General features: G+C 70.7%; 21 protein-coding genes. 12 read left to right on the top strand and 9 right to left on the bottom strand.

The annotated features are described in order from the left end of the window. The first annotated feature begins 269 nt into the window (after nt 1-269). Nucleotides 270-1,217 (top strand): LysR family transcriptional regulator, encoded by a 948-nt coding sequence (locus FKR81_RS22380; RefSeq protein ID WP_146354079.1) that lies wholly within the window; start codon nt 270-272, stop codon nt 1,215-1,217. Here FKR81_RS22380 and FKR81_RS22375 read toward each other — a convergent pair. Next, on the bottom strand, nt 1,210-1,971 hold the full coding sequence (locus FKR81_RS22375) for an NmrA family NAD(P)-binding protein (protein WP_146354078.1): 762 nt from the start codon (nt 1,969-1,971) through the stop codon (nt 1,210-1,212). The two genes, FKR81_RS22380 and FKR81_RS22375, sit on opposite strands and share 8 nt — an antisense overlap. 123 nt (nt 1,972-2,094) lie before the next feature. Here FKR81_RS22375 and FKR81_RS22370 point away from each other — a divergent pair, with 123 nt between their 5' ends. The 4 genes from FKR81_RS22370 to FKR81_RS22355 all read left to right on the top strand — a co-directional run bounded on the left by FKR81_RS22370 (nt 2,095) and on the right by FKR81_RS22355 (nt 4,705). Continuing rightward, the gene (locus FKR81_RS22370) at nt 2,095-2,412 is read left to right on the top strand and encodes a winged helix-turn-helix transcriptional regulator (RefSeq protein WP_146354252.1); all 318 of its coding nucleotides are present in this window, start codon (nt 2,095-2,097) and stop codon (nt 2,410-2,412) included. Between the two features lie 127 nt (nt 2,413-2,539). Then, the gene (locus FKR81_RS22365) at nt 2,540-3,592 is read left to right on the top strand and encodes a gamma-glutamylcyclotransferase (RefSeq protein WP_146354077.1); all 1,053 of its coding nucleotides are present in this window, start codon (nt 2,540-2,542) and stop codon (nt 3,590-3,592) included. 72 nt (nt 3,593-3,664) lie between these two features. Next, a complete protein-coding gene (locus FKR81_RS22360; protein ID WP_146354076.1) occupies nt 3,665-4,228 on the top strand; it encodes a DUF4232 domain-containing protein in 564 nt (187 codons plus the stop codon). Further along, nucleotides 4,229-4,705: an alpha/beta hydrolase gene (locus tag FKR81_RS22355; protein ID WP_146354075.1), complete on the top strand. Its 477-nt coding sequence runs from the start codon at nt 4,229-4,231 to the stop codon at nt 4,703-4,705. On the opposite strand, the gene FKR81_RS22350 is transcribed toward FKR81_RS22355, so the two are convergent. The 3 genes from FKR81_RS22350 to FKR81_RS22340 form a co-directional block, all read right to left on the bottom strand. After that, the gene (locus FKR81_RS22350; RefSeq protein WP_146354074.1) at nt 4,702-6,093 is read right to left on the bottom strand and encodes a P-loop NTPase family protein; all 1,392 of its coding nucleotides are present in this window, start codon (nt 6,091-6,093) and stop codon (nt 4,702-4,704) included. The genes FKR81_RS22355 and FKR81_RS22350 overlap by 4 nt on opposite strands. Continuing rightward, nucleotides 6,090-7,901, bottom strand: coding sequence for a dynamin family protein (locus tag FKR81_RS22345; RefSeq protein WP_186763124.1), 1,812 nt, complete (start codon nt 7,899-7,901; stop codon nt 6,090-6,092). Before FKR81_RS22345 ends, FKR81_RS22350 begins: the two co-directional genes overlap by 4 nt. A 104-nt stretch (nt 7,902-8,005) precedes the next feature. Next, nucleotides 8,006-8,941 (bottom strand): IniB N-terminal domain-containing protein, encoded by a 936-nt coding sequence (locus FKR81_RS22340; RefSeq protein ID WP_146354072.1) that lies wholly within the window; start codon nt 8,939-8,941, stop codon nt 8,006-8,008. 236 nt (nt 8,942-9,177) lie between these two features. On the opposite strand from FKR81_RS22340, the gene FKR81_RS22335 reads away from it, so the two are divergent. The 3 genes from FKR81_RS22335 to FKR81_RS22325 all read left to right on the top strand — a co-directional run bounded on the left by FKR81_RS22335 (nt 9,178) and on the right by FKR81_RS22325 (nt 14,922). Beyond that, the gene (locus tag FKR81_RS22335) at nt 9,178-10,374 is read left to right on the top strand and encodes an Hsp70 family protein (RefSeq protein ID WP_235921700.1); all 1,197 of its coding nucleotides are present in this window, start codon (nt 9,178-9,180) and stop codon (nt 10,372-10,374) included. Next, nucleotides 10,371-12,698, top strand: a complete 2,328-nt coding sequence (locus FKR81_RS22330) for a helix-turn-helix transcriptional regulator (protein ID WP_186763107.1) — start codon at nt 10,371-10,373, stop codon at nt 12,696-12,698. The genes FKR81_RS22335 and FKR81_RS22330 overlap by 4 nt, the downstream gene beginning before the upstream one ends. Before the next feature lie 247 nt (nt 12,699-12,945). After that, complete coding sequence (locus FKR81_RS22325; protein ID WP_146354070.1) at nt 12,946-14,922, top strand: putative bifunctional diguanylate cyclase/phosphodiesterase; 1,977 nt, start codon at nt 12,946-12,948, stop codon at nt 14,920-14,922. Here FKR81_RS22325 and FKR81_RS22320 read toward each other — a convergent pair. From FKR81_RS22320 to FKR81_RS22310, 3 genes are all read right to left on the bottom strand, one after another. Further along, complete coding sequence (locus FKR81_RS22320) at nt 14,900-15,394, bottom strand: DUF2165 domain-containing protein (protein ID WP_146354069.1); 495 nt, start codon at nt 15,392-15,394, stop codon at nt 14,900-14,902. The two genes, FKR81_RS22325 and FKR81_RS22320, sit on opposite strands and share 23 nt — an antisense overlap. Before the next feature lie 13 nt (nt 15,395-15,407). Continuing rightward, nucleotides 15,408-19,193, bottom strand: coding sequence for an nSTAND1 domain-containing NTPase (locus FKR81_RS22315; RefSeq protein ID WP_146354068.1), 3,786 nt, complete (start codon nt 19,191-19,193; stop codon nt 15,408-15,410). A 251-nt stretch (nt 19,194-19,444) separates the two neighbouring features. After that, a complete protein-coding gene (locus FKR81_RS22310) occupies nt 19,445-20,359 on the bottom strand; it encodes an LCP family protein (RefSeq protein ID WP_146354067.1) in 915 nt (304 codons plus the stop codon). A gap of 70 nt (nt 20,360-20,429) precedes the next feature. Between FKR81_RS22310 and FKR81_RS22305 the strand changes: the two genes are divergently transcribed. Then, entirely contained in the window at nt 20,430-20,978 is a 549-nt protein-coding gene (locus FKR81_RS22305; RefSeq protein ID WP_146354066.1) for a mycothiol transferase, read from the top strand. Here FKR81_RS22305 and FKR81_RS22300 read toward each other — a convergent pair. Beyond that, on the bottom strand, nt 20,953-21,924 hold the full coding sequence (locus FKR81_RS22300) for a nucleoside hydrolase (RefSeq protein WP_146354065.1): 972 nt from the start codon (nt 21,922-21,924) through the stop codon (nt 20,953-20,955). The genes FKR81_RS22305 and FKR81_RS22300 overlap by 26 nt on opposite strands. A gap of 74 nt (nt 21,925-21,998) precedes the next feature. Between FKR81_RS22300 and zapE the strand changes: the two genes are divergently transcribed. The 3 genes from zapE to FKR81_RS22285 all read left to right on the top strand — a co-directional run bounded on the left by zapE (nt 21,999) and on the right by FKR81_RS22285 (nt 24,196). Continuing rightward, on the top strand, nt 21,999-22,862 hold the full coding sequence (gene zapE / locus FKR81_RS22295) for an AFG1/ZapE family ATPase (RefSeq protein WP_222598366.1): 864 nt from the start codon (nt 21,999-22,001) through the stop codon (nt 22,860-22,862). A 21-nt stretch (nt 22,863-22,883) separates the two neighbouring features. After that, nucleotides 22,884-23,651, top strand: coding sequence for a M12 family metallo-peptidase (locus FKR81_RS22290; RefSeq protein ID WP_146354063.1), 768 nt, complete (start codon nt 22,884-22,886; stop codon nt 23,649-23,651). A gap of 83 nt (nt 23,652-23,734) precedes the next feature. Further along, nucleotides 23,735-24,196, top strand: coding sequence for a GNAT family N-acetyltransferase (locus FKR81_RS22285; RefSeq protein WP_146354062.1), 462 nt, complete (start codon nt 23,735-23,737; stop codon nt 24,194-24,196). An 86-nt stretch (nt 24,197-24,282) separates the two neighbouring features. Here FKR81_RS22285 and FKR81_RS22280 read toward each other — a convergent pair whose 3' ends face one another. Further along, on the bottom strand, nt 24,283-24,816 hold the full coding sequence (locus FKR81_RS22280; RefSeq protein ID WP_146354061.1) for a dihydrofolate reductase family protein: 534 nt from the start codon (nt 24,814-24,816) through the stop codon (nt 24,283-24,285). Nucleotides 24,817-24,874: the final 58 nt, after the last annotated feature.

The following is a 24,874-nucleotide window of genomic DNA, read 5'->3' as shown; positions in this document are numbered from 1 at the left end:
GGTGTCTTCCCTCGCGGGGCCTGATCGAGCACCAAGACTGGAAATTCGGTCGGTGCGCTGCCGATAGCTGAGGCGCCACTCAACGTCCTTGTGCGCCAGGGACATCGACGCTACTGCCGCGCCTTGCAGGGTGCGCGGCAGTAGCGTCGGAATAGGGGCCCGTCCGCGCTGTCGCTGCCGCTAGCGATGCGCGGCCGCCGAGCCGCAGACACCAACTATGACCCGATCGAGGGGTGGCGGCTCATACAGAAGGGGGATAGAAGGTCCTTATGCCCGAGTTGGAACTGCGCCACCTGCGAGCGGTCAGGACCATCGCGGAAGAAGGCAGTGTGACCAGAGCGGCCACCCGGCTCGGACTGACCCAACCAGCGCTCAGCGCCCAGTTGCGCACCGTGGAGCGGCTGGTCGGCGGACAGCTGTTCGACCGTTCGCCGAACGGCTGCGTCCCAACGGATCTGGGCAAGCAGGTGGTCGGCACGGCGCGGCTCGTGCTGGACGAGGTCGCGCAGCTGGTCAGCTCCACCAGACCGGGCCGCAACGGGCCGCTCGTCGTCGGCGGCGTGCCGATGCTGTTCTTCGCGCACTTCGTCGAAGGCCTGCGCGTGCTGTGCCCCGAGGTGCGCGCGGACGCCCAGTCGTCGTCGGCCGAGGTCGTCGACCAGCTGCTGGCGGGCCAGGTGCACGTGGCGATGTTCGAGTACTTCGACGGCATGCAGAGCCGTGAGCTGCGCGGCATCGAGCTGCGCAAGCTCGTCTCCGAACCGCAGTTCGTCGCGGTCTCCGAGCACGACCCGCTCGCGCACCACGAGGAGATCGACCTGGCGCAGCTCGCGGCGCACGACTGGGTCACGCCACCCGCCGAGCAGATGGGCAACCGGCTCCAGCTCTTCCGTGCGTGCGCGGACGCGGGGTTCACGCCGCGCCTGACGCACCACACCAACGAGGCCGGTATGGCGCGCGGGCTGGTCGCGAACGGGGCCGTGTCGCTCGCCTCAGCGCCGTCCCGGACCGGCGACGGCATCGTCATCCGGCGGCTGCGCGGCATGCCGATCATGATCGACCTGTACGTCGCGACCCACCGCGAGTCACCGCTGGCCGGGCGGGCGCACGAGGTGTTCGCGTGCGCCGCCGAGGCCTACAAGTCGGTGCTGGACCGGAACCCGGACTACCGCCGCTGGTGGGACGCGCACCCGGAAGCGCACCCGGAGATCAGCTGATCGGCGCCGGCGTCCTGCCGAGCAGCTTCTCCAGGTCCGGGCGCACCTGCGCGAACACGCCCTCGCGCGCCCTGGCGAAGATGTCGACGATCACCTCCGGCAGCCCGGCCGCGCGGAGGTCGTCGTCGGTGACGCTCCTGAACCGGTCGCCCGCCAGCTCGGGGAACGACCACGCGGCCGGGCCGGTGAGCTCGTGGACGGTGTTCTCGTACCCGTCGCCCGCCGGCACGATCGCGGCGGCGAGTGCGAGGTCGTCCCTGGCCGCGCTCGCGATCCGGCCGTCGCCCGCGGACGTCGCGACCTCGTCCGCGGCGAGCAGGCCGAGGTAGTTCTCGTGGTACATCCCGTTGCGCAGGAAGGAGAACGGGATGCCGGTGGCGCGGATGCGTTCCTCGGTCGCCTTGTGCACCTGCGCGAGCAGGAGCGGCGAGGTGTCCGCGTCGGTGACGCTCGTGTAGGCGATGAAGCCGACGCCCGCCTGCTGCGCGGCGGCCACGGCGTTGGCGTGCTGGGCGATGCGGTCGTCGTTGTCGCCTTCCGACGACACGAGCAGCAGCTTGTCCACACCGGAGAAGTCGAGCGTCTGCGGGCGGGTGAAGTCGCCCTGCCGCACGTCGACACCCCGGTCGGCGAGGTGCTGGGCCTTGCGGGGGTCGCGCACGGAGACGGCGAGCAGCTCGTCGGTCCGGTCGAGGAGGTGGCGAACGGCCGCGCCGCCGAACTGACCGGTCGCACCGGTGATCAGGATCGTCATGTGAACGACGCTAGGGGTTGCGCTAACTATTCGTAAGTACCTACTTTGAAGTGGGGTACTAACGAAGGAGTAAGTGTGCTCGCCGCCGACGTGTACGACCGGAACTGTCCGTCCAGGCCGATCATGGAGCACGTCACGAGCCGCTGGGGCGTGCTCGTGCTGCACGCGCTGCGGTCCGAGACGCTGCGGTACGGCAGGCTCCGCCGCAAGATCATCGGCGTGAGCGAGAAGATGCTCACCCAGACGCTGCAGACGCTGGAGCGGGACGGCCTCGTGCACCGCGAGGTGTTCCCGGTGATCCCTCCGCACGTGGAGTACTCGCTCACCCCGCTCGGCGAGGGCGCGGCGGCGCGCGTCGCGGCGCTGTTCGCCTGGATCGAGGACCACACGAGTGACGTCGTGGCCGCTCAAGATCGCTACGACGACCGAAAAGTGTCCTGAGTCATCGGAGTTTTCACCCGATTGCCGCGTGATAGTCGCCACGAAACACCTAGATATCCGGGCAAAAGCTCGGATGTATAACGGTTGGGGGAAGCGGAGAAGACCAAAGTGTTGACACAATGGACCAATGGCCCAACCTTTCACGGACGACAGGCATCCGGCGGAGCCCTATCCGGGCACCCGTCCGGAGCACTGCTTCGTGCACCTGGACGAAACGGGCTGGCCAGTGACACCCGACCTGGCCATGGAGTCCGGGTGGCGAGTTGAGCCGGAGAACGTGGATCTGGACCAATGGCTCGCGGACCGCGGCGAGCCGCCACTCGCGGGCCGGATGCCGGTGCTCGGGTACGGCAGCAACGCCAACCCGTCCAAGGTCACCTGGCTGCGCGACGAGCTCGGCCTCGTGGGCCCCGCGGTCGTCCTGCGCGCCCGGTGCGAGGGTCTCGCGGCGGTGTGGGCCGCCGGTCTGCGCACCCGCGACGGGCAGCGCTGCGCCACCTTGGCCGCCGCTCCCGGCTCGGCCGAGGAGCACTCCGTCTGGTTCGCGACGCCGGAGCAGCTGCGCGTGCTGGACCGCTGCGAGGGCCGCGGCCTGCGCTACCGGCTCGTCCGGCTGCACACCGGGCGCGTGACGCTGCAGAACGGCGGCGTGATCGACTCGGTGCTCGCGTACACCGCGGCGTCGAAGAACCGGCTGCCCGTGCTGTTCAACGGGCGCATGGTGCGGTGCAGCGAGATCGAGCAGGAGTACACCCGGCACCTGGGCGACCGGCCGGTTCCGTCCGACGGCCTGGACGTCACCGAGGTGCACGGCGCCCCGTCGGCCGACGACTGGCCCGAGCTGCTGTTCGTCTACGGCACGCTGATGCCGGGCGCAAGCGCTTGGCACCTGATGGAACCGCACGTCACGGGCACCCCCGACGTCGTGCGCCTCGCGGGCACGCTGCACGACACGGGTCTCGGCTACCCGGCATTCCGCCCCGGCACCGGGCCCGGCGTGCCCGGCTACGTGGTGCGGCTGCGGTCGCCGGAGGACGCGTTGCCGCTGCTCGACGAGTACGAGGGCGACGAGTACCGCCGCGTGCGCGTCGTGCTGCCCGGCGGGCGCATCGCGTGGACGTACCTGTGGACGTCGCCGATCGAGAACATGCCGGTGCTACCGGACGGCTGGGTGCACTAGATCCGGTGAACTTCGCCCCGCGTGGTTCAACTCGCGCGTCGGTGGCTACGTCCTCCTGATAGGAGGTGCGTCATGACTCGACGGGTGCTCGCATGCGGACTGGTTGTGTTTGCGCTGGCGACGGCGGCGTGCGGTGAGAGAGCTCAGCCCGCCGCGGGTTCGCTCTCGGTGAGCTCGTTGCCGCCGACGACCTCTACTTCCCCCGCCGCGCCGGTCGTCAGCCGGTGCGACGCGGCCGTCCTCAAAGGTGAGATCACCCCGACGGACTCCGGTGCGGGCAACAGGTACGGCAAGCTGTTCGTCACGAACAGCGGCGCCGCACCGTGCACTTTGAACGGCTACAGCGGACTCCAGCTGCTCGCCGAGGACGACAGCGCGGTCCCGACGAAGCTGGAGCGCGTCGCGACCCCCGGTCCGACCCCGCTCGAGCTGGCGCCCAGCGGCAAGGCCGCGGCCAACCTGCACTGGTCCGTCGTGCCCGCGGGCGCTGAGCCGGTCGACCAGCCGTGCCAGCCCGAGGCGCGCAAGGCGGCCGCGATTCCACCGGACGACACCAAGCCGATGAGCCTCACCTGGGACTACGGCCCGGTGTGCGGCGGCGGTCGAATCGAGATCAGCGCGTTCTACCCTGCCTAGATGACATCGGACCGGTGGCTCGCCGTCCTCGTGCACAGCGCCTTCGCCGAGGCGCTCGAGTCCGCGGGCGTCCACGTCGTCGTGACTGACGACGTGGACGCCGTCGTGGGTGCGGCGGACGCGCCGGTCGTCCTCATCGGACACTTCACCGGCGCGCCGGTCGCCGCCAGGTACGCGCAGCACCACGGCGCGCAGCTCGCCGCACTGGTGCTCGTGTCGCCGGTGCTCGGCATGTGGGACGGCGCGTCCGACGAGTTGGCCGACCTGATCGACGAGGTCAACTTCGGCCCGCACCTCGGCGCGCTGCCGACGTTGTGGCTGCACGGCGAGGCCGACGAGATCGTGCCGATCTCCGACACCCGTGCGGGCACGGACCGCATCCGCGGCATGGCGTTCGAGGAGCACATCGCGCCGGGCCTGCTGGACCCGAAGGACGCCGTGAACGCGATCCGCGACTTCGTCGACCGCATCCTCTAGATCAGGCCGGTCAGCAGGCCTTCGCAGGAGCGGACGACGATCTGTGCGGCACGGCGGTGGTCGCCGCCGAGGTGCGGGTCGGTGGCCTGGGCCTGCCAGCGGGCCAGCGCGTCGAGCAGCACCGAACGCTGCTCCGCGGGCGTGGCGTCGTAGTCGAAACCCAGCCGCGCCAAGGAAGTCGTGCCCTCGGCGCCGACCAGGCGCATGGCCTCGGTCTCCAGCTCGGGCGGCAGCTTCGTCCTGCCGCCCTGCAACGCCGCCACCAGCCGCAGCTCGCGGAAGTCGTGCGCGGAGGCCACCGCGCGCTCCAGGTCGGCCATCAGCTTGCGCGCACCGGGCCGGGGTTCCATGCGCAGCACGACGTCCAACGCCAGCAAGGCGGACCGCGCCTTCAGCACCTCGCGCCGTTCCACCAGGTGGATGGCGATCGAGTCGCGCAGCTCGCCCAAGCCGCTGCGCTGCACCAGCTGGCCGGTCAGCTTCACCGTCGTGTCGAACCCCTGGCGCACCAGCGCGCAGCACAGCCGCACGCCGAACAGCCCGAACCGCTCCAGCAACCCCTGCCGCACCGCGGGATCCAGGTCCAGCGGGAACGCCGTGCCGACGAACCGGTCCGCCGACAGCAGGTGGTCCTCCAGCTCCTCGCGGCCCAGCGCGGCGAGTGCGCGCAACGCCTGGAACTCGTCCTCGCGCATCGTGCGCGCGGCCACCGCGATGAGTCCCGCGCACGCGACCACGTTCTGGCACAACGGTTGCACCTGCACGTCACGCCGGTAGCGGCGGGCGATCTGCTTCGCCGACGACAGCGCGTCGATGCGGCCGCCGCCGATCTCGTCGGCCCGCGCGAGCACGCCGATCGTGTTCACCGCGGCGACGCGGGCGATGGGGTGGTCGTGCGCCGAGCGCAGGAACTGCAGGTCGTCGTCCTTCAGGTGGCGCATCAGGTACACGACCGCGTCGGCGTCGGCGAAGATCTGCTCCGGCGCGGCGGACGCGGGGGTGTCGATCAGCACGAAGTCGCGCAGCGAGCGGGACGGCCAGTCGACGACCACGCGGTCGACGGTGTCCCACGACCCGGCGTCGACGGCCATCCGGCCACCCCGCCGCACCACCGGCGCCTCCGCGAAGCGGCCGCCGCTGAACACCTGCGCGTGCGCGGCGGAACCGTTGCGGTACCAGGAGAACGTGGGTGCGGGCGCGAAGGACTCGCCGATCAGCGCGTTGGCCAGCGTCGACTTGCCGATGCCCGGCTGGCCGGCGACGGCCACCCGCACCGGCTCGGTGAAGCGCTCGACGTGCGAGCGCAGCCACCCGAAAGCGCGCGGACTGTCGCGGTACACGGCCAAAGCTTCTTGCAGGATCGACCAGGTGACGTGGTCGATTTTCATGCGCTCAACTCCATAGCGGCCCCGCCACCGAGCGCCTGCACCCGCTTGTACAACGTCACCAGCTTGTCGAGCTCGCGGCGCGCCTCGCGCTGGCGCTGGTCGCGCTGGGACGCGTCGTCCTGCACGGCGCGCTTGGCGCTGCGGGCGGACTCCAGCAGGGTCTCCTGCATCTCCTCGGCGAGCGAGGCGAAGTGGTTGCGCAGCGAGCGCTGGATGTAGCGGCCGGCGTCGCGGCAGTCCTTGCTGAACTTGATGAAGAAGTCGTCGACGTGCCGTTGCGCGGCCGCCTTCGCCGCGGCCTGACGCCGCTTCAGCCTGGCGTCGCTCTCGTCCTTGATCGTCTTGCCGCCGAACAGGGCGCCCGCGCCCAGCGAGATCACGTTGATCAGCGGCATGCCGGCGAGCGACGTGACGAGACCGAACATCAGCACGCCGCCGTAGGACCCGCGCAGGCCGGTGAACACCTTCTGCGTGATCGTGAACGGCTCGATCTTCGGCTTGTCCAGCTTGCCGACCGGGTCGAGCACGTCGTCCGGCAGGATCGAGCCGGGCAGGATGTCCTCGCGGTAGACCGGGAAGTTCCGCGCGACCTTCTCCGCCACCCACTCGGCGCGTTCCATCAGCCACGCGAAGTTGGTCGTCGCCGCGTCGTTCAGGTTGTCCTCGAGCCACTGCTCGAACTGCTCCCAGCCCTGCGCAGGGTCGGCCTCGTCGAACGTCTTGTCGACCTCGCGCAGGATCTTGCGGGTGCGGTCGCGCAGGTCGTACTCGACGTCGGAGACCAGATCGGCCATCTCGTCGTTCAGCACGTTCTGCCAGCGCGCCGACCGCCTGCGCAGCTCGTCGACGCGGCGCTGCGCCTCCTGCAACGTCGAGATCGTCGCGGCCGTGTGCGACGAGTCGTGCGTCGTCAGCTCCTCGCGCAACGGCGTCACCAGCTGGCTGATCACCGACGACGCGACCACGGACACCGCGCGCCGCGCCAGCAGGTCGGCGCTCGCGACGATGTCCCGCTGCAGGCACGCGAGCAGGTCGGGGAAGCCGGACTCGGTGTTCAGCACCTGGTCGCCGGTCTTCGCCGCGCGCAGCCGCAGCGTCGCGGACACCGGCAGCAGCTTCGCCGGGATGCCCGCCCGCGCCAGGTGGGAGCGGTTGCGCTCGACCACCGTGCGCCACTGCGGGCACAGGTCGGTCTTGGTGATCACCACGGTCACGTTGGGGCAGGCCGCCATGACCTTCTTGAGCAGCGCCAGCTCGGCCGAGGTCAGCTCGCCGGTCGCGTCGGACACCATCAGCACCGCGTCCGCCTGCAGCACCGTGGCGAACGTGCTCGCGGTGTTCGCGGACCGGGTGTCGCCGATGCCGGGGGTGTCGATCAGCACGAGGCCGCTGGTGAGCAGCGCCCGCGGGATGCCGATCTCGGCCCGGACTAGCTCGCCCGAGTGAATGGCGCTCACCTGTTTGGTGACCTGCTCGATCGGCACGGCCACGCGCTCGGTCGGCGCGTTCATGATCGAACGGCGGGACGACGCGTTGCGCACGAGCGCCGCGGACGGGGTCTCCGAGTGCTGAACGAAGGTCGGCACGGTGGTGGTGATGTCGTCGCCGACGGCGCAGACGGGTGCGTTGATCAGCGCGTTCACCAGCTGGCTCTTGCCCTGTTTGGACTCGCCGATCACCAGTACGCGCAGCTTCGGGTCGACTTGCTGAGCCCGCTTCTCGCGCAGCCGGGCCTCCAGATCGGGCCTCCGGTGCGTGGCGCAGGCCCCGATCGTCTCGTCGAGAACGTCGAGCCAGGGCGGTGCCATCACCCGACTCAGTGTGCCGTGTTCACCCCGTTGGGTGAAGACCGGATACGACGAACCGGCCCCGCCCTCAGGGGCGGAGCCGGTTCGTGGCGCGGCCAGATGGCTCAGAACAGCAGGTCCGTCACGCCGAGGCCGTCGACTGCGTCGCCCGCCACGTCGGTGACGTTGCTCACGACGCTGCCGGCACCGGCCGAGTGCGCGACGCCGTTCGCGGTGTCGAGGACGCCGCCCACACCGGCCTGGTCCACGACGCCGGTCGCGGTGCCGACCAGGTTGCCGACGGTGTCGTCGCTGTAGATCTCGACGTTGCCGTTGGCGTTCTGGCCGAGGCTGGTGACGTCCAGCGCGGAGGTGACGCTCGCGTCGCCGCCGCCCAGCGCGCCGACGGCGCTGTGGACGATGCCGTTGACGGTGTCGACCGCACCCAGGTTCACGGTGCCGAGCAGCGAGTCGGCGCCGGGGACCAGCGACGTCGCGGTGTGCGCGGTCGAGTCGACCGTGGCGGTCGCGGTGTCGAGGGTGCCCAGCGTGGTGTCCGCGACCGGCGTGGTGGCCGTGGACGTGATGCCGAAGACGTCGTCGACGAACGAGAAGTCACCGGCGATGGTGGCCGAGCCGGCGCCGTAGGTGCCGAGGGTCTCGTTGCCACCCCACACGGTCAGGCCCTGCTCGTCGGCCGCGAGGACGCCGGCGGAGGAGGTGTTGAGGTCACCGAGGGACAGGCCCGACGAGGTCAGCTGCGAGGCGACCGCCTGCAGCTGGCTGATGGCGCCGGCCGTGCCCGACTCGAGAACCGTCTCCGGCAGACCCTCGAACGCGAAGCCGTCGAGCGCGAGGCCGTCAACGGCGGGCAGGCCGTTGGCGGCGGGCAGCGTGTCGAGGACCAGCGGGATGACCTCCTGCACGTCCACCGCGCTGATGTCGCTCAGGCCGGCCTGCTCGAGCGCGCCCTGCGCGTCGATGTCGAACGCGGCCTTGGCGGACGGGTCCGTCAGCAGGTTGAGGACGAAGTCGTGGATCGTGCTGGGCGACGTGGTCACGAGAAATCTCCTGGTGGGGCACGTATCAAATGGGTTGTGACCGACCGTATTGGGACGCCGGCACCCGAACATCGGGGATCACGCCCAGTAGATCCCCGTTCCCTGAAGGGGTGACGCTCGTTGACCCCTTAGGGGATTAGGGGCACAGCTTGAGCGCACGCGTTTCACCCGTGTAGCAACAGGGCACTAGTGCGAACAGGTGAGGATGGGCAGTGCCGTACGTACTCGGAGTCGACGTGGGGACAACCCACACCGCCGCTGCTGTCTGCCGTCTCGGCGACAGCACGCGGGAAGCCGAGATCGCGGTCGTCGCACCCTCGTTGTTGCAGCTCACGGACGCGGGGTCGTTCGCGGTCGGCGACGTCGACCCCGGCGGCTGGACCGCGTGGGGCTTCAGCAGGCGGGTGGGCGACGCGGTGCCGCTCGTGCTCGGCCCGGAGACCTGTTCCGCCGAGGAACTGACCGCGCTCATGATCATGTGGATCGCCGGGCAGGTCATGGCGCGCGAGGGCGTGCCAGCACAGCACGTAGCCGTCGCTCACCCGGTCGGGTGGGGTCCCTATCGGCGTGGGCTCCTGCACCAGGCCCTGCGCCAGGTCGGCATCGACAACGCCACGCTGCTGCCCGAGCCGGTCGCCGCCGCGGAGAATCACGCGGCGCGTGACCGGGTGCCGGTCGGCTCGACGCTCGCCGTCTACTCGATGGGCAGCCACGCGTTCAGCTGCTCGCTGGTGCGCCGCACGCCCGGCCGCACGTTCGAGGTGCTGAGCGGCGTCGACACCGTCGACCACCACGCGGGCACCGACTTCGACGACGCGCTCGGCACGCTCATCAGGGGCAAGCTCGGCAAGGGCGCGAACGAGGTGTCCGCACTCGAGTGCGGCAAGGCGAAGACCGTGCTGTCGCACGCGCCGCACGTCGACATCCGCGGCGTCACGATCACCAGGGCCGAGTTCGCCGAGGAGATCCGCCCGGCCGTCGAGCACTCGGTGCAGACGCTCGTGCGCACCGTCGGCGACACGAAGCTGGACGCGGTGCTGCTCGTCGGCGGCGCGGTCCGGGTGCCCGCGATCCCGGACGCACTCGCCGCCGCGCTGGACTGCCGGATCCTCGCCGAGGCCGCGCCGGAGACGTCCGTGGTCAAGGGTGCCGCGCTCGCCGCGCGCCTGCTCGTCGAAGGCCCGGAGGAAGAACCGGAGCCTCCGACGACCTCGGTGATGGCCCGCTCGGACGACCTCTCGCTGCGCTTCCCGGTCGGTGAGATCGTCACGCACGACCAGGAGATCACCGCACCACCACCGCGTCCGCCGGTGGACATCACCCCGCTGGACCTGCCCGAGCGCAGCTCGGTGAAGCGGGTGGTGCGCGGACTCAAGCCCGCCGGCGCCCGCCGGAGCACCCATGACGACGACGATGACGAGGACAGCCGTTGAGCAGTCGAGCAGGTACCCGGTCGCGGCTCGTGCTGGACGAGCGCACGCGACGCACGCTGGACGCGTTCACGGATCCCGGCGCGCGGCTGCGCGTCGCCGTGGTGGCGCCCGGTGGGTACGGCAAGACAGCCCTGCTCGGCGAGATCGACGCCGCTGACGTGAAGGTCGTCGACGACGCGCACCTGCTCGACGACGGGACGCTCGCCGAGCTGCTGACCGAGCCGAGGCTCGTCGTCGCGTACCGGCCGTGGCCGCGCAGGCAGGCGCTGTCGGCGCTGGCCCGCGGCTGCACCGTGCTGACGCTGCACCCGTTCACCAAGGACCAGGTGCGCGAGCACCTGCCGCACGCCAACCGCGGCGTCGTGGACTTCGTGCACGCGCAGACCGGTGGCGTGCCGAGGTTCGTCGACCTGCTCGGCGCGACCACCGAGGTGTCGGCGGACGCGGTCGCGGCGTTCCGGCACGACCTCGAGTGGCTGGACGCCGACCTGCAGAAGTTCCTGCTCGCCGCCGAAGCCGGGGTGGGCCTGCGGCTCGACCTGCTCAGCGCACTGCTGAACACCGACTTCGACGCGGTCGGCGACGTCATCGACGCGGGCCGCGCCACCGGGCTGCTCGCGGAGGACGGCTCGCTGCACCCGATCGCGGCACGGGCGGTCGCCACGCTCAGCCGCACCGAGCGGCGCATCGCCGTGCGCCAGCGGCTCGCCGAGCTGCAGCTGGAACGCGGCGGCCCGGTGCTCGACCTGATCAAACCGGTGCTGGACACCGGTGGCGTGCACGCGAACGTGCTGCGCGCCGCGGCACGCGAGGCGCTGCCGGTCGACGCGGCGCTGGCCGCGAAGCTGCTCAGCGCGTCCGCCGGTGGCGGCACGCCGGAGCCGGAGCTCGCGGCCCGCTGGGCGACGGCGTCCGCGATGGCCGGTGACCTCGACGCCGCGCTCCGCCTGTCCGACCAGGTGATCAGCGGTGCCGAGACGCCGCACCGGCGCACCGCGGCCGAGGTCGCCGCCGTCGCGCTCGCGCACCGCGGCCAGCTGGCCCGCAGCACCGAGCTCTTCCGCTGGGCGGCCACGCCGTACGCGCAGGCGTTCGCGGGCATCGGGATGATCGGCACCGGGCACCGCACCGACGAGGTCCCCAAGCAGCCGCCGACGATGCTCGGCGGCGCGGCGGACCTGATGCTGCGCGGCATCCAGCAGTCCGTCTCCGGCGCGGAGACCGCCGCTCTGTCCACTTTGGTCAGAGCGTCCGGTCTGCTGGAACCGGCCGGCGCCACCGTGTTGCTGCCGGACAGCCCCGCCTCGCTGGCGGCGCTCGTCGCCGTGCACTGCGGTGAGCCGGGTGTCGCGGAGAGCGTGCTGGAACGCGCGGTCGAGACCGGAACCGGCGGCGTGCTGATGTCCGTGCGGCACCGGCTTCTCCAGGCGTGGCTGCACATGCTGCGCGGCAACCTGACCGTGGCGCGCGAGTACCTGATGTCCGTGCGCGGCGTGTTCGAGCCGCGCGACTGGATCTTCGCGGTGGCGCTGGAGGTCGGGATCGCCAGGCGCAACAGCGATCTCGCCACGTTGCGCCGCACGTGGGAGCAGGCGTGCGAGGCCGTGCTGCGGCACCCGGTCGACCTGTTCAGCTTCCTCCCGCTCGGCGAGTTCGCGGCCGCCGCGGCCCGGCTGCGCGACCAGGACCGGCTGCGCCCGCACCTCAACGAGGCGCGCGCACTGCTGCGGCAGCTGGGGAACCCGCCGCTCTGGGCGACGACGCTGCACTGGAGCCTGCTGCACGCGGCGATCATCGACGAGAACCACGAGAGCGCCGAGGAGCACGCCGCCGCGCTGGCCGAGAACCGCGGCCACACCAGGTACTGCGCGATCATCTCGTCCGCCGCGGAGAGCTGGCTGGACGTCGTCGCGGGCAAGGTCGACGCGGACCAGGTCGAGGAGGCCGCGCGCGGCCTGCACGCGGCGGGGCAGTGGTGGGACGCGGCGCGGCTCGCCGGGCAGGCCGCGATCCGGACGTCCGACCGGCAGGCCATGGTGCGGCTGCTGGACTGCGCGCGCCTGCTCCAGGGCCGTGCCGTCACGACGCGTCGTGCGCACGACAGCGAAGTACCCGTGGTGGTGGAGGACACCGGCAAGCTCAGCGAACGGGAACGCGAGGTCGCGGAGCTCGTCGTGGAGGGAATGACCTACAAGCAGGTCGGCGACCGGCTGTTCATCTCGGCCAAAACGGTCGAGCACCACATGGCCAGGATGCGGCAGCGGCTCGGCAGCACGAGTCGAAGTGACCTGCTCGCTCAGCTACGCTTGATTGTTGGAAGCTGAGCAGGTTCACCCGAGGCACGGCCGTCTGCGGACCTCACGCTCTGAATCCCCTCAGTCGCCCATTAGAGCGAATGGGGGCGACCGGTAGGAGCCTGCGGTTTGCTGGCGGTAGGCTTCCGAACCGTTGCTCGTCGAGCAGGTCAGGTGGATCGTTTTGCCGAGCCAGGACGACGCGGGAAGTGCCGGCCCTCGCGGGCGGGATGACCTTGCGCGGGAGTGGGCTCTCCTCCTCAGCGCGACCGCGTACGTGCCCTTCTCGACCAACAAGCTCGCCAAGCAGCTTCAGCCGTTGGTGGGACGCCTGTTCGACGCGATGCAGGGTGACCCGGAGACGGCAGCGACGGTCGGCACGCGCCTGGTCGAACTGCACTGCGTCGGCGCGACGAGCCTGCGCGCGACGATCGACGTGCTGTCGAAGTACCTTCCGTACCAACCGGAAATCGCCGCCATCGCCAACCTGCCCGAGCGCGTCGGGCTGGTGATCGGCGCCGTCGCGGCCGGGTACACGGACAAGATGCAGGCGTTCGTGCTCGAACAGCAGGAGTCCGTGAGCCAGGCGCTGGTCCGCGCGAACAAGTCGGTGCAGCTCAACCTGAAGGTGAGCGAGCAGCAGTTCGAGGAGCTCTTCACGTACTCGGCCAGCGGCATCGCGATCACGGACCTCGACGGCACGGTCCAGCGCGCGAACGCGGCCCTCGGCAGGATCCTGCGCCGTGAGGTCGAGGAGTTCGAGGGGCTCACGCTCGCGGACCTCGTCGTGGAACCGGACCTGCCGCTCGTGGAAATCGCTCTCACGGAGCTCGTGGAGGGCGGCAAGCACCGCGCCGAGGAACGCCCGCGCATGCTCGACGGCGACGGCGAGTCCGTCCGCGTCGTGCTCGCGGCGACGATGCAGCGCGACGTCGACGACGTGCCGAACAAGTACGTCCTGATGATCGACGACGACAGCCAGCTCACCCTGCTCGGCGGCCAGCTCCAGTACCAGTCGCTGCACGACCCGCTGACCGGTCTGCCGAACCGCCAGTACCTCACGACTCGCATGGAGTCGTTGATGCACGCCGAGCCCGAGCACGGCGTGACGCTGTACCACCTCGACCTCGACGCGTTCTCGGTGATCACCGACGGCCTCGGCAGGCAGATCGGCGACCGCGTGCTGCGGCTCGTCGCCGAACGCCTCTCCACGGTCTTCGCCGAGGAGAAGGCGATGGTCGCGCGGCTGGAGGGCGACGAGTTCGCCGTGCTGGTGGAGAACGCGCCGACGACGCCGGACGTCAACGCCACGATCAGCCGCATCGAGGCCGAGCTCTCCGAGCCGGTGTTCCTCGAAGGTCACGGCGTCGCGGTCTCCGCGTCCGTCGGCGTGCTGCCCCGGCTGCCGGTCAACACGACGCCCGCCGAGATCCTGCGCGCGTCCGACATGACGTTGCGCCGCGCCAAGCGCAGCGGCCGCAGGCAGTGGGGCCTGCACGACGCGACCGCCGACAAGCAGGAGCAGAAGGAGTTCGGGCTCGCCGCCGTCATGCCGGGCGCGTGGGAGAACGGCGAGATCTCCGTCGTCTACCAGCCGGTCGTGGCACTCGGCGACCAGTCGGCTGTGTGCATCGAGGCCGAGCTGCACTGGGAGCACCGCGACGCGGGCGTCATCACCCACGACAAGTGCGTGTCGATGGCCGAGCACACCGGCCTGATGCTGCCGCTCGGTGAGTGGGTGCTGCGCCAGGCTGCCGCGGAAGCCGTGTCGCACACCGGGATGCTCGCCGTCTGCCTCACCGAGAGCATGGCGAACAACCCGGACCTCGTGCGCGACGTGCGCCGCGTGCTCGACGACACCGGGCTGCCCGCGTCCCGGCTGCTGCTCGGCTTCCCGGTGCACGTGCTCGGCTCGGACAACGGCGAGGCCATCGACAACCTCGACATGATCGCCGAGCTCGGCTGCGCCATCGGCGCCCGCGACTTCAGCGGCTCGTCCACCGAGGTCGAGCTCGTGCGGTCGCTCGGCGTGAAGGCCGTCCGGATCAAGGGCCGCACCATCAGGCCGGACGAGCTGATCACGCACGTACTCGAGGACCTCGTGACGTTCGTGCACGCGGCCGGTGGGCTCGTCGTGATCGACCCGGTGGAGACCGAGGAGCAGGCGTCCTGGTGGCGCGAGATCGGCGCGGACGCCTGCGTCGGTCCTCTCTACTGCCCCGAGCCGGGCGTCAGCTGGCCTGTTTCCTGCTGAGGTGCACGAGCACCAGGCCGAACGCCGCGATGATCACGTTCTGCAGCGCGGCCTGCAGGCCGTTCCACTGCTCGGACTGCCACATCACGAACCACTCGCCGCCGACGGTGATGAACCCGCCCAGGAACAGCAGCACCTGCATCAGCCAGCCGGTCGACGACAGCGACGCGGCTGACGCGCGGCCGCGCAGCCAGGCGACGAAGCCCGCGGTGAGCACGAGCGCCGTCAGCGCCTCCCACGCGATGATCGCAACGTAGACGACCGTGACGACGGCCGGGCTGGTGATCGCCCGCCACATCGTCTTGTCCGACTTGAACGTCGTGTCCATCGCGAGGACGTGCTTGACGAAGGCCTCGTTCGAGCCGTAGTCCGTCACGTTGCCGAACACCACGAGGAGCATGTACAGCGCGCTGATCCCGGTGAGGACCGTGACCACCGCGTTCAGACTGCCGACCCTGGCGAGAATGCGCATGGAGTGACGATAGCTACGCGCAGGGTGGCCGGTAGTCCAATTGAGGCAGATGTTCATCCCACGTTTGTTCCGTCAGGACACCGGGCGTCGACGCGCAGATCCGGTTGATCGCGGCCTGCTCGTCCAGCGACCACAGCCGCACCGAGCGATCACGGGTGCTGGCCGCGACCACGTTCGCGCGCGGGCTGAACACGGTCTCGAAGCTCGTCTCGACGTACCCGGTGATCGGGACGGACGTGCCGCTCGCGACGTCCCACTCCCGGATGGTGCCGTCACCGCTGCCACTGGCCAGCCGGGTGCCGTCCGGACTGAACGTCACGGCGCTCACGCCCTCGGTGTGCCCGTCGAGCGAGCGGACCTTCTTGCCCGTCGCCACGTCCCACAGGAAGATCCGGTGGTCACCGCTGGAGGTCGCGAGCAGCGTGCCGTCGGGGCTGAACGCCGAGCGGTTGACCGGGCCGATGTGGCCGGTCAGCTCGTGCCGCAGCACCGGTTTCGCCGGGTCGCGCACGTCCCACAGCCGCGCGGTCTGGTCCGCGCTCGCGGTGGCGAGCAGCGTGCCGTCCGGGCTGAAGCCCGCCCAGTTCACGTATCCCTCGTGCCCGGTGAGCGGCGTGCCGACCTTGACCGGCTTCGCCGGGTCGCGGGCGTCCCACAGCTGCACGGACTTGTCGTCGTCGCCGGTCGCGAGCAGCCCGCCGTCCCGGTTGAACGCGATGGGCGAGGAGTACCGGGTGCCGAGCCGCAGCGGCTGGCCGAGCGGGCCGCGGGAGCCGACGTCCCACAGCCGCACGGTCTTGTCCTCGCCCGCGGTGGCGAGCACCTCGCCGTCCGGACGGAACGTGAGCTGCCAGACGTCGCCCTCGTGGCCGATCATCGGCGCACCGATCTGCTTGCCGGTCGCCGGGTCCCACAGCCGCACGGTCCGGTCCGACGAACCGGTCGCGATCATCGCGCCGTCGGCGCGCCACGCGGGTGCGGAGACGCCCCCGCGGTGGCCGAGCATCAGCCCCTCCGGCAGGTGCCACAGCCGCACGACGCTGTCCTCGCTGCCGGTCGCGAGCGTGCGGCCGTCCGGGCTGAAACCGACCGCGAAGAGCCCGTTCGCCTGCGCCGTCAGCGGACTGCCGAGCGTCGCCACGTGCTCGGGGTCCGAGACGTTCCACAGCCGCACGGTGCTGTCGCTGTTGGCCGAAGCCAGCGTCGTGCCGTCCGGGCTGAACTTCACCGACCACACGCCACCTGAGTGCCCGGCCAGCGGCAACGGAATCGGCCGCGGTGCGCGCGGATCACCCACCCGCCACAGCCGGATCGTGCCGTCCTCGCTGCCGGTCGCGACCAGCGTGCCGTCCGGGCTGTAGGCGACGGTGTGCAGTCCTTCGACGTGCCCGCTCGGCACGTCGCTCAGCAGCGCGTGGTCCGCGACGTTCCACAGCTTCAGCGTCGTGTCGTCGCCGACGGTCGCGAGCGTCCGGCCGTCCGGGCTGAACGCGATCGACCGCACCTGGTCGGTGTGGCCGCGCAGCGGTTCGCCGAGCGGTTTCGGGTGCTCCGGATCGGCCACGTCCCACAGCCGCGCGGTCTTGTCCTCGTTGGCGGTGGCCAAGGTCTTGCCGTCGGGGCTGAACTCGACCAGGTAGATCGTGCCGTTGCCGCCGTCGATCGGGTCGCCGATCCGCCGGGGGTGCTCGCGGTCGCGGACGTCCCACAGGATCACGGTCTTGTCGTCGCCCGCCGTCGCGAGGACGGTGCCGTCGTTGTTGAACACCGCGGAGCTCACCCAGCTGCGGTGCCCGACCAGCGGCGCGCCCAGCTGCCTCGGGTGCGCGCTGTCGCTCACGTCCCACAGCCGCGCGGTGTTGTCGTAGCTGGCGGTCGCGAGCGTCCTGCGGTCCGGGCTGAACGACGTCAGGTACACCGCGCCGGAGTGCCCGAGCAGCGGCGCGGCGAGCGGACCCTGTTGCGTGGACAGGAGAAGCCCGCGCACGTCCGCGTCGTCCGGCCGCATCCGGTACGCCACCAGCGCGAGCTGCGCGGCGAGCGACGGGTCCTGCTCCTGCAACCGGTTCGCCTCGGCGACGACCTGGCGGAACACCGCGTCGTTGCGCTGCCGCACCGCGATCACCGCGGCCGACGCGGCGATCAGCGCGAAGACGGCCACCAGCGCCACGGCCGCGCGCCGCATCCACGCCGTCCGGCGCCGCTGCCGTTCCGACGCGGCGAGGAACTCACGCGCGCTGGCTGTGACCTCCTTCGCCACCGGCTTCGCGGTCTCCAGCCGGGCGCCCCGGTAGAGCAGCGACGACTCGCGTTCCTGCTTGACCCACGTCGCCGCGTCCTCCTCGACGCGCTGGCGCAGCAGGTTGCCCGCGCGGTCCTCGTCGATCCAGCTGCGCAGCCGCGGCCACGCGTGCAGCAGCGCCTCGTGGGTGATCTCGACGGTGCCGGCGTCGAGCGTGATCAGCCGGGCACGGGCCAGCACCTCCAGCGCGGTCTCGGTCGCCGCCTGGTTGCCAGCGGCCTCCAGCAGCCGGATGCGGCTCGACCGGCGCCGGGTGTCCTGCGTGTCGTCACCGACTCGGACCAGGCGCAGCAGCAACGACCGCGCGGCCTGCTGGCCCGGCTGGTCGAGGTCGGCCCACGCGCGTTCGGCGGTCGCGGCGACCGCGCCCTGGATGCCGCCCGTCGCGCGGTAACCGGCTGTCGTCAGCCTGCCGGCCTGCCTGCGCTGCCACGTCGCGAGCAGCGCGTGCGACAGCAGCGGGAGCGCTCCCGCGTCGTAGGCCTCCTGGCGCTTGCCGTTCTGCGCGCCGAGGTCCCGGAGCATCAGCTCGACGAGTCCCGGTTCCAGCTGGAGCCCGGCCGCCTTCGCCGGGCTCGCCACGGCCTCGCGCAGCTCGGCGCTCGTCATCGGGCCGAGCACCATCTGCCGGTTCTGCAGCGCGTCGGCCAGCTCCGGGTAGTCCAGGCAGCGCGCGTAGAAGTCCGCCCGCACCCCGAGCACGACCGACGTCCGCTCGGCCGCCGCGTGCAGTGCGCTGACGAACACCCGCAGCCGGTCCTCGTCGCCGCCGAGCGTGAACGCCTCCTCGAACTGGTCGACGATCACCACCCGGTCGCCGACCGCGACGCACACCCGCTCGGCGAACTCGGCGACCTCGTCGTGCAGCGCCGCCCTCTCCAGCGTCTCGATCAGCTCGGGAACCTGGAGCGCGAACTCCTTCAACGGATCGTTTCCGGGCGTGAGAACAATTGATTTCTTCTGCAACGCGGGCAGCAGGCCGGCTTTCATCAACGACGATTTACCGGCACCCGAAGCGCCGACGAGCATCGTGATTCCACGGTCTTCGATGCGATCGAGCAGCGCGGCCGTGCTGCGTTCACGTCCGAAGAACCAGTTCGAATCCTCGGACCGGAAAGCGGCCAGGCCGCGATAGGGGCAGACACCGGAGTCGTCCTGCGGTTCCTCGGCCTCGCCGACCGGGCTGGCGAGCGCCTCCTCCCACAGCGAGCGCCACGCGTCCAGGTCGTACAGCCCGGTGCTCGCGGGCTGCGGGCGGCGCTTGCGCGCCTCGCCGATGAGGACCTCGAGAACGGCCGACAGCGCGGTGAACCGGGCGGGCACGTTGCGGCCCCGCCGCCAGTCGCTGACCCGCTGCGCCGGTACCCGGACCGGACGGCCCTGCTCGTCCGTTCGGCGGGCACGCGCGACCGACTCGGTGACCCTCTTCAGCGGCGGGTCGCCCGCCTCCGCGTAGAGCAGCGCGAACCGCTCGGCGAAGACCCCGCGCGGCCCCATCCGGCCTCCACGCCCGTCCGGTCCGGAAAACCCGCGCGAGCCGCCTGAGCTGCGGTTGCGGGCACCGGAGTTGACTTCGGGGGCCCACCCTAACGATGTCTGCTGACAAGCTCGACCGCACGTGCCGATGTGATCGACGAAAGGGTCGAGATGATCTCGCACGCTGGGGGCAGAACTTCCACGGCTGAGGAGCACTGGGGGTCTCCTCAGCCGTGGGCCCTGCCCGAGTGGAACGGCGCGCCCTGCCTCGATCAGGCGGCGCCGACCAACTCCCACAGCTGATCCGCGTCCGGCTGCTTCGGCTGCACCCGGTTGGGGTCCGGCTCGTAGGGTTCCGTCGGAAGCGTCAGGTACGCGATGTTCGCCGGATTCAGGCCGTGCAGCTTTCCGGCGAGGTCCGCCAGTTTCGCGAGTGAACCGAGTCCGGAATCCGTGACGATCGATTTCGTGGCGTCCTCGGCGAGCCGATAGGTTTTCAACGGATCGCCGAGCCAGTTCTCGTCGCTGAGTTTCCTGCTCAGCGCCTCGAGAAACCGGTGCTGCATCTTTATCCTGTTCAGGTCGCTGCCGTCACCGATGCTGTACCGGGTGCGCACGAAAGCGAGCGCCTGCTGGCCGCTGAGCTTGGACGTCCCGGCCGGGAGGCTGAGGCCGCTCTTCTCGTCGTCGATCGGCTCCTGGAGCTCCACCTCGACGCCGCCGATCGCGTCGATGATCCGCGCGAAGCCCGCGAAGTCGATCTGGATGAAGTGGTCGACGCGCACGCCGGTCATGGCCTCGACGGTCTTGACCGTGCACGCCGCGCCGCCGGTGGAGAAGGCGCTGTTGAACATCACGAGGTTCGCGGGCCGGACGGACCCGCACTGCGGGCGCGGCACCATCGTGTCGCGCGGGATGCTGATCACCTTGGCCCGCTCGCCGTTCGCCGAGACGTTGACGAGCATGGCCGTGTCGGAGCGCCCGTCGTCCTTGCCGAGCACCAGGATGTTCATGGTCTTGCCGGGCGTGGCAGGGGGACGCGCGGCAGCGGGGCCGATCTCCTCGTCGAGGTTCACGGTCTGCACGTTGCGGTCGAGCCGCCAGTAGAGGTAGCCGGTGGTACCGGCGGCAGCGACCACCACGACGGCCGCCGCACCGAGCCACCGTTTCAAGTGGACTGATGCCATGGTTTCGACGGTGCCGACCAGATGTCCGGAGCGCGTCCGCGAAATGTCATGGTTCTGCAACGATGGCGGTATGCCCACTTTGGTTCGTGACGTCGTCGACGAGAAGGACGCCCTGCTGGCGTTCCTCACCGAGCAGCGCGGTGCGTTGCGCCGCTCCGTGCTGGGGCTCACCGACGCGCAGGCGCTCGAGAAGCCCGGTGTCAGCGCGTTGACGCTCGCGGCGCTGCTCCGGCACGCGGCGATCGTCGAGCGCAACTGGACGGGCATCCTCATCGGGAAGCCGTCCGAGGGAGTCAGCGGCTTCGACGTGCCGGAGGGCGCGACGGTCGCCGACCTGCTCGCCGACCTCGCCGCGGCTGCGGCGGAGACCGAGGCCGCGGTCGCCGGGGTCGACCTGTCCGCGCCGGTCGACATCGGTCACGGCGTCGTCCCCGCGGGCACTTTCCGATCAGGTAGGTGGATCGTGCTGCACCTGATCGAGGAGTTCGCCAGGCACGCCGGGCACGCGGACATCATCCGCGAGTCGCTCGACGGCGCGGACGCCGTCCGGCTCGTGCTCCAGTCCGGTGACTGGCCCGAGCTGCCGGACCTGCTCAGGCGGGCGGGGTACAGCATTTGATCCGGTCGAGGTGCCGTTCGAGGAACGTCGCCGTGTCGACCGTGACGGCGTACTTCGCGGGCGTGCGGTCCTTCGCGATGTCCCGGTCGAACGGCGAGCCCGGCGCGAGGTAGCGCAGGTCGGCGACGAGCTGGCCGCGCGTGTGCCGCCCGGTCAGCTCGATCGCCAGCCGTTCCTCGCGGTACGTGGCGAGGTCGGGGTCGATCATGATCGCGACGGCCAGCGAGTCGTGCGGCACGAAGCCGGGCTTGCCGAGGAAGCTCTCGTAGAAGTTCGCGTAGAAGCCGACGATGTCCCGCGCGTACTTCGCGATCGGGCCGTCGATCTCGGCGAGCCGGGTGAGCCACGCGGTGTCGGCGTGCGACTCCATGGTCACGTCCAGGCCGATGATCGTGAGGTCGCCGAAGCCCGCGTCGAGCACCAGGTCCGCGGCCTCCGGGTCGTGCCAGAAGTTCGCCTCGGCGTAGGACGTGATGTTGCCGGGCACGGTCAGTGCGCCGCCCATCACGACCACCTTGGCCAGCAGCTTCGGCAGCTCGGGCTCCAGCTGCAGCGCCAGCGCCACGTTCGTCAGCGGGCCGAGCGCGAGCAGGGTGAGCTTGCCGGGGTTCTGCCGCGCGAGCCGGACGAGCTGCTCGGCGGCCGACTCGTCGACCGGCTCGGTGCGCGGTTCGGGGCCGGCGAAACCGCCGAGCCCGTCGTCGCCGTGCACCGCCTCGGCGGTCATCAGCGGCTGGGCGAGCGGGCGGAGCGCGCCGCGGGCGACCGGGACGTGCTCGAGGCCGAGCAGCTCCAGCAGCCGCAGCGAGTTGGCGGTGGTCACCGGGGTCGGGGCGTTGCCGTGCACGCTGCCGACGGCGACGATCTCGACGTCCGGTTCGGCGGCGAGGTAGAAGAGGGCGAAGGCGTCGTCGACGCCGGGGTCCGTGTCCACGATGATCCGCATGAACCCCAGTCTGCCCTGGTGAGCTGGGCAACGTTGACCGATTCGCGCGGATGTTCCGGCGTAGCTTCGAGATCGTGGGCTTGGGGGAGCACTTCCGACTGACCGCCGCGGATCACGGGTTCGCGCTGGACGCCGCGCAGTCGCGGGCGGTCTCGGCCTTGGAGGGCAAGCGCGGCGTCTACCTGTGGGGACCGGTCGGCCGCGGCAAGACGTGGCTGATGGACGCGTTCTTCGCCGGTGTGCACGAGAAGCGCAAGCAGCGCTGGCACTTCCACGACTTCTTCCGCTCGTACTACGCCGGTGGCCTTGCGCTGGACGGTCTGCGGCTCGTGTGCTTCGACGAGTTCCACTTCCACGACCCCGGTGACGCGATGATCGTCGCCCGGCTGATGCGGGAGCTGTTCGAGCGGCGCATCCGGCTGGTGACGACGTCGAACTACCCGCCGTCCGGACTGCTGCCCAACCCGCTCCACCACCACCTGTTCGAGCCGACGATCGAGCTGATCACCGCGCGGATGGACGTCGTCGAGCTCGCCGGGCCGGTCGACTACCGGTCGCTGGACGCGACCGAGCACTGGGGCGTGTACTCGTGGCCCGCCTGCGAGCCGTCCGACGGCGTGCACTTCACGTTCGACTTCCTGTGCCGCGGGCCGCGTTCGGTGCAGGACTACCTCGGCTGGGCCGCTGAGGGCCGGAGCTGGGTGGTGACGGGTGTGCCCGCGTTGGCGGCTGTCTCACCGGATGCGCGGCAGCGGTTCCTCAACCTGGTGGACGTGTTGTACGACAAGGGGATACACCTGGTCCTCAATGGACAGTTGCCGCTGGACGCCGTGCTCGCGGACGTGAACCTGCCGGACTTCGCGCGCACCGCGAGCAGGCTGCGGCTGTTGAAGCAGGTGTGGCGAAACCATGACACGGTGCCTACAAGTTCTTCATAGTTGCCCGACAGCCTGACCCGCATGACCCGAATCCTGCTGGCAGCGCTGGCGATGCTCGTGGCGGCCGCGCCGACGGCGTCCGCCGACGAGCTGCCCGTTGTCGACGTCCTGGTCCTGTACACCCCGAAAGCCCTGCACGGCGCCGGCGGCGTGGAGCAGCTGAAAGCCATCGCTCAGAAGAACGCCGACTACACCAACGGCGCGTTCATCAACAGCTACGCCGAGGTGCGCACGCGCATCGTCGCCGTCGAGCCCGCGCCGGACTACAACCCCTCCGGCAAGGAGGAGAGCCCCGCCGCCTACGACTACACGGTCCGCACGCCCGCGTCGGCCGCCGCCGTGCGCGACCGCGTGCGGGCGGACGTCGTGCACGTCATGGCGGCCGAGGTGGGCGGCTTCTCCAACAGCCAGCGACGTCCCGTGCCCACCACCAGTGAGGGGCCGGGCAAGAAGGTGCTGGTGGGATTCGACCGGCCGGAGACCTTCTTCGCGCACGAGCTCGGCCACCTGCTCGGCCTCGACCACGACGAGCACCTCGGCCCCGGCCGCGGTGACGGCTACGACTACGTCCGCGGCTACGTGGCGCCGTCGCTGAAGTGGCGCACGATCATGGCCTACGAGACCCAGTGCAAGGACGCGGGCACCACCTGCCCGGACGTCCAGTACTTCTCCAACCCGTCGCTCACCTACGAGGGCGAACGGCTCGGTGTGCCGAAGGGCGAACTCCACGAGGCCGACGAGGTGTCGATGCTGAACGAGTCCGCGCCGATCGTGGCCGCCTACCGCTAATCCGTTGGTGCCGTCAGGGCCACATTTGCGACCCTCACGGTTGTGAAGGTGGCCCTGACAGCACTCCGGGGGTGGCTGTGAGCGTGCGGCGGGCAGTGGCGGCGGACGCCGAGGCGATCGCCGAGGTGCACACGCGGACGTGGCAGGTCGGCTACCGAGGGGTCCTGCCCGACGAGTTCCTCGACGCGATGGACTGGCGGCAGCGCGTCGAACCCTGGCGCCGCAACCTGGAGAACGGCACGGTGCACGTGGCCGTCGCCGGCCCGGTCGTCGGGTTCATCGCCATGGGGCCCGCGCGCGGCGTGCCGGACACGTACGAGCTGTACGCGATCTACGTGCGGCCCGAGTCGTGGGGTACCGGCGCGGCCGACGAACTGATCGCCGTGCTGCCCGCGCAGACGACCGTGCTGTGGGTGCTCGCGGAGAACCCGCGCGCCCGCAGGTTCTACGAGCGGCACGGGTTCGTGCTCGACGGTGAGACGCGGGTCGACACGATCGGCGGCCGCGAGGTGGCCGAGGTCCGCTACACCCACGTGTCGCCCTAGTACGTCGGCAGCGGCTGCCTCGACCTCGGCTCCTACGCCAACGGCTCGCCCGCGAAGCTGGCCAGGTGTGCGAACAACGTCGCGAGTCAGTGGCGCCTGGAGTAGGTCAGCAGCACGACCTGGCCGTCGAACGTCCGTGACTCGACGAGCTCCAGGTCGAGACGTGCGGCGGGGTCGAGGAACGTCGGCTTGCCGCCACCGAGCACGACCGGGTGGACGAAGATCTTGTACTCGTCGATCAGGCCCCGCTCGGTGAGCGACGCGGCGAGCTCGGCCCCGCCGAACAACACGAGGTTCTCGTCGCCGAGTTGGTCGGGGCTGCTCACGACCCTGGTGTTCCAGCCGGCCTCGGTCAGCGTGCGCGACACGACGACCTTCGCCCGTTCCCGCCACACCGGCGCGAACTTCAGGTCGTGCGGGTGGTCCGAAATCTCCTCGGCGTTCGGCCAGAAGCTCGACATCATGTCCCACACCTTGCGCCCGTAGAGGAACGCGTCGGCGCTACCGGTGAGCTCGTGCGAGGCGGCGGACAGCTCGGGGCCCATCACGGGCCAGTCGAACTCGCCGTTCGGGCCCTCGATGAATCCGTCGACGGACTGGTGCACGAAGTGGGTGATCATGGCTCCTCCATCTCGGTCAGTGGGGCAGACCGGCGCCGCGCGTGGAACTCATCTGTGA

Source organism: Lentzea tibetensis, from assembly GCF_007845675.1.
Taxonomy (GTDB): Bacteria; Actinomycetota; Actinomycetes; order Mycobacteriales; family Pseudonocardiaceae; genus Lentzea; species Lentzea tibetensis.
This window is presented reverse-complemented; position numbering and strand designations above follow the sequence as displayed.